This is a genomic window from Prevotella illustrans (assembly GCF_017426725.1).
In the GTDB taxonomy this organism is placed as follows: Bacteria; Bacteroidota; Bacteroidia; order Bacteroidales; family Bacteroidaceae; genus Prevotella; species Prevotella illustrans.
Window position 1 is genome coordinate 1 of the sequence record NZ_JAERMS010000060.1, and the last position, 10,371, is coordinate 10,371.

Below are 10,371 nucleotides of genomic sequence, written 5' to 3' on the forward strand. Positions count from 1 at the left end.
AGAACGGGAATTACATATATTTGTTTTGTATAAATTAATTTTGTTCACTTATTTAACAACAATTATTTAACGATAACCTCTCACAAATTTGTGGTATGAAAATCATCCTATCGAATGAAATAAAAACGGTATGCCCCGATTTCGTGTGCGCCTGCGTGGAGGCGCAAGTGGAAAACTCACCCTACAGCGAAGCGTTGTGGGCCGAAATCAAAGAGCGGGAGGAGCGGCTCAAAGCGTCGCTCACCACCGAGACACTCAAGGACATCGGCAGCATTGCCGCCACCCGTCGTATCTACCGTGCCTGCGGTAAAGACCCTTCGCGCTACCGTCCGTCGGGCGAAGCGCTCGTCCGCCGTGTCCTGCAGGGCAAGGAGCTCTATCAGGTGAACACGCTGGTAGACTTGCTCAACCTGGCCAGCATGGTGTCGGGCTACAGCATTGGCGGTTTCGACGCCGACAAGTTCCAAGGCGACACGCTCACGCTGGGCATTGGCCGCCACGACGAGCCCTACGAAGGAATCGGCCGGGGCCTTCTCAACATCGAGGGCATGCCCGTTTACCGCGACACCGCGGGAGGAGTGGGAACGCCCACAAGCGACCACGAACGCACCAAGATAGACCTTGCCACCCGCCGCCTGCTCGTACTCGTCAATGGCTACGACGGTAATGAAGCACAGGTGAGGGCCACCGCCGAATACATTCGGGAGCTGCTCCGCAAGTATGGCGGCAGCAACCAAATTGTAACATTATCTTGGTTCGCTTGATCATTTGCGGGGACAAGTCCGCGAGTGACGTAGTCTCCGGCTTCATCACTTGTAAGCCCATCCTCATTAATGCAAACCTACAAGTTGTTTTGTCAGAAAAAACTACCGGATTTTAACACTTCCGCAACACGTCATTCGGCTGTCGGAATGGCGAAAAAGTCCTTTGCTTTGTCGATTTTTATACCCTTTTGTGCTCAAAGCTATGCTTTTATCGGCTCAAAGCATAGCGATTACGCCGCCAAAGCATAGCTTTTAGCCGGTGAAAGGGCTGCGATTACAGCCTGAAAGCATAGCGATTAAGGGTAAAAAAGCGAAGAGAAAACTCCCTTAAAAGTACAATGTATTGATAACCAGCGTTTTATAAACTCGCTCAAGAATCGCTTATTTCCGTCCAAGTCTTTTCTTTTCCGGAATAACGCCACTTTTTTGATGGTATATGTAAAGATAATTCAGGGGCGCGGCAGATATCGATCGATACTTGTAAACCTGCCACCCACTAACCATTTACACGACACCATCGTAGTAATCAAGTAGTCTTTTTTTTATTCGAAGTAGACGAATCGTAGGTTTTTCGTTGCAAGAAAGCCGATTTAGAGAATATCTTTGCAATCAGAAACCTAAATCAAAAACCTAACGTATAATGAAAAGATTACTTTTATCTCTTCTTGCAGCCATGACAATGCAATTATCATGGGCTCAGTCGCAGACCGTAAGGGGAACCGTGGTCGACATGTCAGGCTTCCCCGTGATAGGCGCTACCGTACAGGTAACGGGTAGCAAGAACGCCGCAATCACCGATCCGGATGGCAATTTCACCTTGTTTAATGTACCTTCGGGCTCAAACGTCAGCATTTCCTACATCGGCATGAAGACCCAAACGGTGAGGGCCACCAATACGATGAACATCCGTTTGGAGGACGATGCCAAGATGTTAGACGAGGTGGTGACTATCGGTTACGGCACGGCCAAGGCCAAAGACCTGACCTCGCCCATCGCCGTGGTGCGTGGCGAAGAGCTGGTCAGCGTGCCTTCGACGTCGCCCATGACCGCCATGCAGGGCAAGGTGGCCGGTGTCAATGTCGTGAGCACCGGCACGCCGGGCTCCGGTCCGATCGTCAGAATCCGTGGTAACGGCTCGTTCAGCAACTCCAATCCGCTGTATGTTGTCGACGGCATGTTCTATGACAACATCAATTTTCTCAACACCGGCGACATCAAAGACATGAGCGTGCTGAAGGACGCTTCGGCCGCCGCCATCTATGGGGTGCGTGCCGCCAACGGCGTGGTCATCATCATCACACGCAAAGGTACACGCAATCAAAGCGCGCAGATCAGTTACGACGGCTACGTGGGTGTGCAGAAAGCCACCAATGTGCTGAAGATGGCCAACTCCAACCAGTATGGGCAAATGCTGATGGAGGCCGATTACGACACCTACAGCCCTTACTTCAAGAATAGTATCGACCGTTTTGGCGGCAGCTATGCCGATACCGACTTCCACAACTGGACCTACGGCAGCGATACCGACTGGTATAACGAGCTGCTGCGCGAGGCCCTTATCACCAATCACGCTCTGAGCATAAGCGGAGGCAGTCAGAAATCTTCCTACTCCGTAGGCATGAATTACCTCTATCAAAACGGTATCATGGACGTAGACAACAGCTACAAGCGCCTCAACTTCCGTGGCGCGCTCGACTATGAGGCCACCGACCGGCTCAAGGTGGGCTTTAATATGGTCTATTCCAAGGCCAACCAAGTGAATCCCAACAACGCCGCCTGGCAGCAGGCCTTCAACGCTCCGGGCATTTACCCCATCTATGACCCAAACAACAGCGACGCGACTCCCATCAAATATGCCGCTCCATCTTCAGTAGGATACACAAATAACTTTTATAATCCCATCGCCACGGCCAACTATTTCAACAGCAAGAATAAGACCGACCAGCTGTTGACCAACTTCTATGCCGACTTCGAGCTCCTGCCCGAGAAGCTCCACCTGAAGACATCGGTCAGCTATGACCACTCTGCCATCGAGGGCTTTACCTATATTCCCAAGTATTACATCAGCGCCCAGCTGCAAAAAGCAGCCAGCTCGTTGAGCAAGAGCACCACCACATATAATAATTATATCTGGGACAACACGCTCAACTACAACGATGCGTTCGGCAAGCACAACTTCGGAGCCATGGCGGGTTACTCCATGCGTCAGGAGAGCTATCGCATTCTGACGGGTTCGGCCGACAACGTGCCCGACGGCAAGGAGGAATATTACTATATCGGGCAAGGTGACGAAAAGAGCCGCAAGGCCGGTGACAACGGTTCTACCTATCGGGGCATAAGCTATTTCGCACGCCTCAACTACAACTATGCCAACAAGTATTATCTGATGTTCACTTTCCGTGCCGACGGTTCGTCGAAATATCAGGAGCATTGGGGCTACTTCCCGTCGGTAGGCGCGTCGTGGGTAGTGAGTGAAGAGCCGTTCATGAAGAGCGTCAAAGCCATCGACTATCTGAAACTACGAGCCAGTTGGGGAAAGCTCGGCAACGACCACGTGGCCGCCAGCGACGGTTTCGCCTCTATCGCCACGGGCAACGGCGCCTCGGGCGTTTACGGCAACACCACGATTGCCGGCTATCAGAACACCTCTTACTTCAGTTGGCTGAAGTGGGAGCTGGTCGACGAAATCAACATAGGCTTCAACTTAGGCCTGTTCAACAGCCGGCTGAGCCTCGATGCCGACTATTTCCACCGCATGACACGCGACGCCGTCATCAGTACCTCGCTGCCGTTCGACAACAAGACGCTGGCCGGCAACTACGGAAAGATTCTCAACCAAGGATTCGACGTCTCCGCCACGTGGGTCGACCGCGTCGGCAAGGACTTCAAATACCACGTTGGCACCAACCTGTCGTTCCTCCGGAATGAAGTGAAGAGCCTCAGCGGTGCCACGATGGTGAACAACGGAAAAGTCTATAATATCGTGGGCAAGGAGATGAACTCTTTCTATGGCTACAAAGTGATTGGCATTTACCAGAACGAAGCTCAGATTAAGGCCGACCCAATCGCCGTAGCCAACGGCTGCCAGCCCGGTGACTTCATCTATGAGGACCTCAACCACAACGGTAAACTCGACGGCGAGGATCGGCAGACATTGGGTTCTTACCTGCCCAATTTCACCTACAACGTAAACTTAGGCTTCGAATACCGCAACTTCGACTTCGAACTGTCTACCTACGGTCAGGCCGGCGCGCAGATCTATAACCGCAAACGGGCCCTGCGCTATGCGCAAAGCACCTATAACTTCGACCTCGACCAGTTTGAAAACCGATGGACCGGCGAAGGTTCCACCAATAGTAATCCGTCGGCCAAGGCGCTGACCCGTGGCTGGAATGTGAGCGATCAGCGTGTCAACTCTTACTTCGTGGAGAGCGCCGACTTCTTTCGCATTCAGAACGTGACCCTCGGTTACAGCTTTAAGAAGCTCCGTCTGGGTAGCTATACCCTGCCAAGTATGCGTCTCAGCCTTACCGCCAACCGTCCTCTGACACTCTTCTCGGCCCATACCTTCACACCCGAAATCAGCGACGCCGACGGCTGGGACACCAATGTCTATCCGCTCACGGCCACTTATACCTTCGGTATTCAAATCAATTTCTAATCCTTTTTATATAATACTGACGTTTTATGAAACTCAAACAATATATCTACTGCGTTGCGCTTGCGGCCGTAACCCTCACGACAACGGCCTGCAACGACTTTCTCGATAAAGATCCGGAGAACAGAGTGCCCGAGGAAGACGTGGACTACACGGCCACGGAAAACATGTACATGCCCGTATCGGGCGTCTACGCCAAGATTCGTACCGGTGCCATGCACTGGGTGATTCTGCCTTTAAGCATTGTCCGTGACGACGACATGTGGTCGGGGCGCACCGACGACCAGCAGCTGTTGGTCAGCTTCGGCAACTACCAATACGACAACACCTTCTGGGGACTCAACGAAATGTGGAACCAATACTATGGCATCATCAAGGTGGCTAATGCCGCCCTCACGTCGCTCGACGGCTACGCGGCCAACACCAACGACGCCGCGCTACTGGCCACCAACCGTGCCTATCAAGGCGAAGTGCGTACCTTGCGCGCCTTTGCCTACTATCGACTGACGCAAGCCTTCGGCGATGTTACGATTCTTCGCAGCAACAGCCAGAACGATCTGACCCGTTCGACCAAGAAATTAGTGGAGGACTACATGCTCGAAGACCTGCGATACGCCATGGAGAATAACAAGAAGCTACGTCCCAACGAGATGGAACACATGGGTGCCGTCACGGCCTACACGGCAGAAATGATGGCCGCTAAGATTTATTTGAACCGGGGCGACTACGCGCAGGTGGAGAAACTGACCGACGATATCATCAACAGCAAGAAGTTTACGCTCTATTCCGACTTCTATAATCTGTTCAAAATACCCGGCAAGCTCTGCGACGAGAGTCTCTTCGAATGCCAATGCACCGACTTCGGTCAGGCCACGGGCGACATGGTCGACGCCGGTCAGTGGTTTGTTTTCCAAGGTCCGGGCTCGATGGGCGGCTGGAACTTCATCCGCTACTACGCCGACTTTAAGCAGTGGGCCGAGCAACGTGGCGAAACCGTTCGCGCCACGACCACCTTCTTGCAGGGCGGCGGCACCGTGACACCAAGCGGCGACAACATTAAGGACGGCACTGCGAACGACTTCTTCAACGGTAAAGTATATACGCCGAAGAACCAAATGACGCCCGGTCGCACGAAATACGGCACCGGCAACAACGTCCGCATCTTCCGCTACGCCGATGTGCTACTCATGAATGCCGAGGCAAAGGTGCGCCAGGGCAAGAATGGCGACGTGCCGTTCAACGAAGTGAGGCAGCGGGCCAAGATGGTGAGCCTCAGCAGTGTCACCATCGACCAGATACTCGACGAGCGCCGCATGGAACTGGCAGGCGAATGGGGCGAGCGCTATGCCGACCTTGTACGCACCGGTAAGGCTGCCGGCGTCTTATCGGCTGCCGGTTGGACCACCGACAAGACCTATTATCCGTTGCCGTTCACGCAGCTTTCCAATGTTCCGGCATTGAAGAACGAACCGCTTCAGTAATAATGATGTCAACTCCTACGGTATTACGGAGAGCAAAGGACAAGCGAGCGATGACTCCACACCTTGATGTTGTCAACGAGTGGAAAAGTAATTATTTAATTTAGATATACAATGAAAATCAAATACGGCGCGGCAATCATCCTGCTCTCGTTTCTTCCCCTTGCCACGACAGCCTGTAAGGCGGGAGAAAATCCCATCATCGACCACAGACCATCCACGGCGAAGGTCGACGAACGCCCTGCTTCGTTTGCCAACGACGACGCCTTACTCGACTATATCGAAAAAACGCATCTTAATTATATGTGGGATGGAGCCGAACCCATATCGGGCATGGCTCGAGAACGCCTCCACATGGATGGCGTCTATCCCGAGAACGACCAAGACGTAGTGACCACGGCGGGCAGCGGCTTCGGCATTGCCGGTTTGCTGGTGGGTATCGACCGTGGCTTCATCGGCCGTGAACAAGGCGTGAATCGCCTCACCCACATTGTCGACTGGCTGGCCCGGGCCGACCGTTTCCATGGTGTCTGGCCCCATTGGCTCTACGGGCCGACGGGCAAAGTGAAACCCTTTGGCACCAAGGACGATGGCGGCGACCTTGTCGAGAGTTGCTTCCTCATGCAAAGTCTGCTCTGCGTGCGCCAGTATTTTAAAGACGGTAATGCCGCCGAACAGGCACTGGCCAAAAAGATCGATGAACTTTGGCGCACGATGGAGTTTGACTGGTACACCCGTGGAGGCCGTGATGTCATCTATTGGCACTGGTCGCCCACCTATGGTTGGGAGATGAATTTTCCGCTCGAAGGCTACAACGAGTGTCTCATCGTCTACATTCTGGCTGCCGCTTCGCCTACACACAGCGTGCCGGCCGACTGCTATCACAAAGGTTGGGCTCGCTCGGGCGCTATCAAAACCACGGCCGCGCCCTACGGCTACGCCTTGGAACTGAAACACAACGGCGCCGAGGACACGGGCGGTCCGCTTTTCTGGGCCCACTATTCCTGGATCGGTCTCGACCCGCGCAAGCTCTCCGACCGATATGCCGACTACTGGAACGTGGTGCGCCATCATGCCCTGAGCAATTATGCCTACTGCGTGGCCAACCCCAAACGCTTCAAAGGCTACGGCAAAGACTGCTGGGGACTCACCGCCAGCTATTCCGTCAACGGCTACAGCGCTCACGCGCCCGGCAACGATTTAGGCGTCATCACGCCCACGGCCGCTCTCTCGTCGTTTCCCTACACGCCCACGGAATCGATGGCCGCCCTCAAAGGATTCTATGCGAAAGGCGACCGCGTCTGGGGTAAGTATGGTTTCTACGACGCGTTCTCCGAGTCGGCCGACTGGACGGTGCGGCGCTACTTGGCCATCGACCAGTGTACCATCGCGCCGATGATCGAGAATTATCGTACCGGACTGCTATGGCGGCTCTTCATGAGTTGCCCCGAAGTGCGGCAAGGACTCCGCAAATTAGGATTCAAGACCTGACGCCGAACTCTATCCTTTCGGCTTTGGCAACGCGAAACAGCCATCCACGGATTGTAAAAAGAAGGAAAAAAGGCGTTTTGGGCGCTTAATCGGCCACGAATATTGTCGGATTGGCATTTTTACGCTATTTTTGTAAAATAACTACAATAGATGGCGAAAAGCAACCAAACCGACATGAGAAATCTGATAGCCTTATCTATCATGCTGTTGGCCTGCCGGGTCTTGCCACTGAACGCCGCGCGGTTTGTTCCGGTGCTGACCAATTACACATCGCTCGACTACGACGGCGGACTGCAGAACTGGTCGATCACGCAGGACAAGGGGGGCATGATGTTTTTCGGCAACAACGCCGGCATGCTCTCCTTCGATGGCTACAACTGGCAGATGATACCGTTGCCGGGCAATGGCGTGGCCCGTTCGGTGTTAGCCGACGGCCACCGCGTTTACGTAGGATCGTATCAGGAGTTTGGCTATTTCGAACGCGATAGCTTCGGACAGTATCAGTTCACGTCGCTCTGGAAACGCCTAAAAGGCTTCAAACCCCATGACGACGAGATATGGAACATCCTGAAGGGGCGCGACGAACACATCTATTTCCAATCGTTCTGCTCCTGGTTTGAATACGACGGACAACACGTGAGCGCCCACTACACGCCCCGCCAACTGCCACTTTATTTCTTTCAGATTGATGGCGATATCTATGTTCAGCTGATCGACGGTCCTTTCTGCCTGCTGCGGAACGGACGCTACGTACCGCTCATGGCCCGTAGCGAACTGGGCTACGACGACGTGGTGGCCACGATTCCCCTCGGACAGGGCGTCGCCCTACTCTGCACCGAATACCACGGTCTCTATCGCTTCGACGGAAAACACGCTATCCCCTTTGCGACGGCCATTGACAGCCGACTCAGAAAAGAGCAGGTGAACCGTGCTACCATCACGCGAGACGGGCACACCATCGTTGTGGGCACCATCATGGGCGGCGTCTACGGTATCGACAGGCAGGGACAGCCGGTCTGGCACTATGACCGTGATAACATGTTGCAGAACAACACCGTGTTAGGACTCTACACCGATGTCGACGACAACGTATGGGCAGCACTCGACACGGGGCTGGCCCTCATCCATCGAGGTAGTCCATACACGCTCCTGACAGGACCGATGGGTATGGTCTACGACGTGCTCAACACAGCGGAAGGCATGTATATCGCCACCAATCAGAACACCTTATTATATAAAGATGGCTTGTTCGGCAGCGTGGCCGGCACGCAGGGCCAGAACTGGCACATCTCTCGCTTCGGCAATCAGATTATCGTAGGCAACAACCACGGTACCCGTGTCGTCAGTTCCGATCAAAGCCATGCCATGCCCGGTAGCGGCAAGGCCAGTAGCACGGCCATCCGACGCTACAACGTGAGCGAAGACAACGACTATCTCGTTGAGGCCAGCTACTTCAAACTGCGCGTTTATCGTAACATAGACGGTCGATGGGTGTTCAACAACAATATCCAGGGATTCAGCGCGCCCGTTCGGCAACTCGAAATTGACAATCACGGCGTCCTCTGGGGCAGTAACATGAACAAGGGATGCTACCGCATCGAACTGACGGCTGACCTGCGGCGCGTGGCCCGCCTGCGATACTATCCGGCCTTGGGCAAAGATCACGCCTCACAGATTCACGTGATGAAGATACGGGGCGAAGTGGTGCTCTCCAACGGGCAGCAACTCTTCATCGCCGACGACAAACACGGCCCGCAGCCCTTCACGTCTCTGAGCCGGCTGGTAGGCGGCAGCATCATCTCGGCTACCACTGTCGACAACAGCCGCTTCTGGCTCACCACACCGAAAGGCTACGTACTCATCGCTTACGAGAACGGACAGTATCGGCAAAAGCTCAATGTGCCGGCCAGATTCTTTGGAATGGAATGCGGCGACAACCTCAACAACGTGAGAGTATTCAACAACGTGGCCTTCTTCTGCCTCAACGGAGGCGTGGGACGGATGGACATGGCTGCCACGATGCCTGCCCGGCAGGCTCGGCCCGCGCTCATCATCAGCAGCGCTTACTTCACCGATACGGGCAATAAGCGGCACAATATGCCCATCAACGGTGACCGACCCGACGCGAAGGGCGACATGACCATCCGGTTAAGTTATCCCAATTACAACAACGCGCCGCTGCGTTTTCTCTTCCATCTCAAAGGCGCGGGACTCGACATGGAGACCAACAGCAGCCGGCCCGAGATTCATTACAGCAGTCTGCGCTATGGTTCTTACGAATTGGAATGTTCCGTGCGCGACGCCAACGACAACGTGCTGTCCACCCTTCGCTACGCTTTCCGCTATCCACGACCGCTTTTTCTGAGCTACCCCATGCTACTCGTCTATCTCATCCTGTTGCTCACCGGCGTGTATCTCCTCATCCGCTGGCGCGCCAACAAGCTGCTGCGCCGCCACATGCTCCGGGCTGAAGCCGAGCGCATACGCCAAGAGTTGGCCCTGTCGGAGAAGCAACGGATCATCGACGGACAGCAAAAGCAACAGCTCGAACAGCTGTTGCAGGACAAGGGACGCGAGATAGCGACCATGGCGATGGACACCGTGGCAGGCCGTGAGTCGCGTCACGACGACGCCTACTGGAAACTATTTCGTGAGAATTTCGACCTGATTCACAAGCAGTTCTTCCGCCATCTGCGTGAGCAATATCCTTCGCTCACGCCCAACGACCTCAAATTCTGCGCTTACCTGCGCCTCAACCTCTCCACAAAGGATATCGCTCAAGTGACGGGCATGTCTGTTCGTGGCGTAGAGGGTGCCCGCTATCGACTCCGCAAGAAGTTCAACCTGGCCGAGGGAGCCGATCTGGCTGCCTTTCTCATCGATTTTAAATAAAAAAGGACGCGCACGAGGCGCGTCCTTACAGGATCTCCTGACTTCGTCACCTAAAAAGCATATATTTTGTAATTAATTGATAAACAAC

5 protein-coding genes are annotated in these 10,371 nt (G+C 54.2%); all 5 read left to right on the top strand.

All coding sequences use genetic code 11. From position 1 onward, the window contains the following. Positions 1-95 precede the first annotated feature (95 nt). The 5 genes from JHU38_RS11725 (at position 96) to JHU38_RS11745 (ending at position 10,283) form a co-directional block, all read left to right on the top strand. The gene (locus JHU38_RS11725; RefSeq protein ID WP_107581390.1) at positions 96-764 is read left to right on the top strand and encodes a B3/B4 domain-containing protein; all 669 of its coding nucleotides are present in this window, start codon (positions 96-98) and stop codon (positions 762-764) included. Between the two features lie 640 nt (positions 765-1,404). Next, entirely contained in the window at positions 1,405-4,425 is a 3,021-nt protein-coding gene (locus JHU38_RS11730) for a SusC/RagA family TonB-linked outer membrane protein (RefSeq protein WP_107581388.1), read from the top strand. A 26-nt stretch (positions 4,426-4,451) separates the two neighbouring features. Beyond that, complete coding sequence (locus tag JHU38_RS11735; protein WP_107581387.1) at positions 4,452-5,903, top strand: RagB/SusD family nutrient uptake outer membrane protein; 1,452 nt, start codon at positions 4,452-4,454, stop codon at positions 5,901-5,903. A 111-nt stretch (positions 5,904-6,014) separates the two neighbouring features. After that, positions 6,015-7,391: a glucoamylase family protein gene (locus JHU38_RS11740; protein WP_107581386.1), complete on the top strand. Its 1,377-nt coding sequence runs from the start codon at positions 6,015-6,017 to the stop codon at positions 7,389-7,391. 174 nt (positions 7,392-7,565) lie between these two features. Beyond that, the gene (locus JHU38_RS11745; protein ID WP_107582327.1) at positions 7,566-10,283 is read left to right on the top strand and encodes a helix-turn-helix and ligand-binding sensor domain-containing protein; all 2,718 of its coding nucleotides are present in this window, start codon (positions 7,566-7,568) and stop codon (positions 10,281-10,283) included. Positions 10,284-10,371: the final 88 nt, after the last annotated feature.

Coding starts and splice junctions, on each gene's coding strand:
- JHU38_RS11725 (WP_107581390.1), top strand. CDS start 96: ATGAAAATCATCCTATCGAATGAAATAAAAACGGTATGCCCCGATTTC.
- JHU38_RS11730 (WP_107581388.1), top strand. CDS start 1,405: ATGAAAAGATTACTTTTATCTCTTCTTGCAGCCATGACAATGCAATTA.
- JHU38_RS11735 (WP_107581387.1), top strand. CDS start 4,452: ATGAAACTCAAACAATATATCTACTGCGTTGCGCTTGCGGCCGTAACC.
- JHU38_RS11740 (WP_107581386.1), top strand. CDS start 6,015: ATGAAAATCAAATACGGCGCGGCAATCATCCTGCTCTCGTTTCTTCCC.
- JHU38_RS11745 (WP_107582327.1), top strand. CDS start 7,566: ATGAGAAATCTGATAGCCTTATCTATCATGCTGTTGGCCTGCCGGGTC.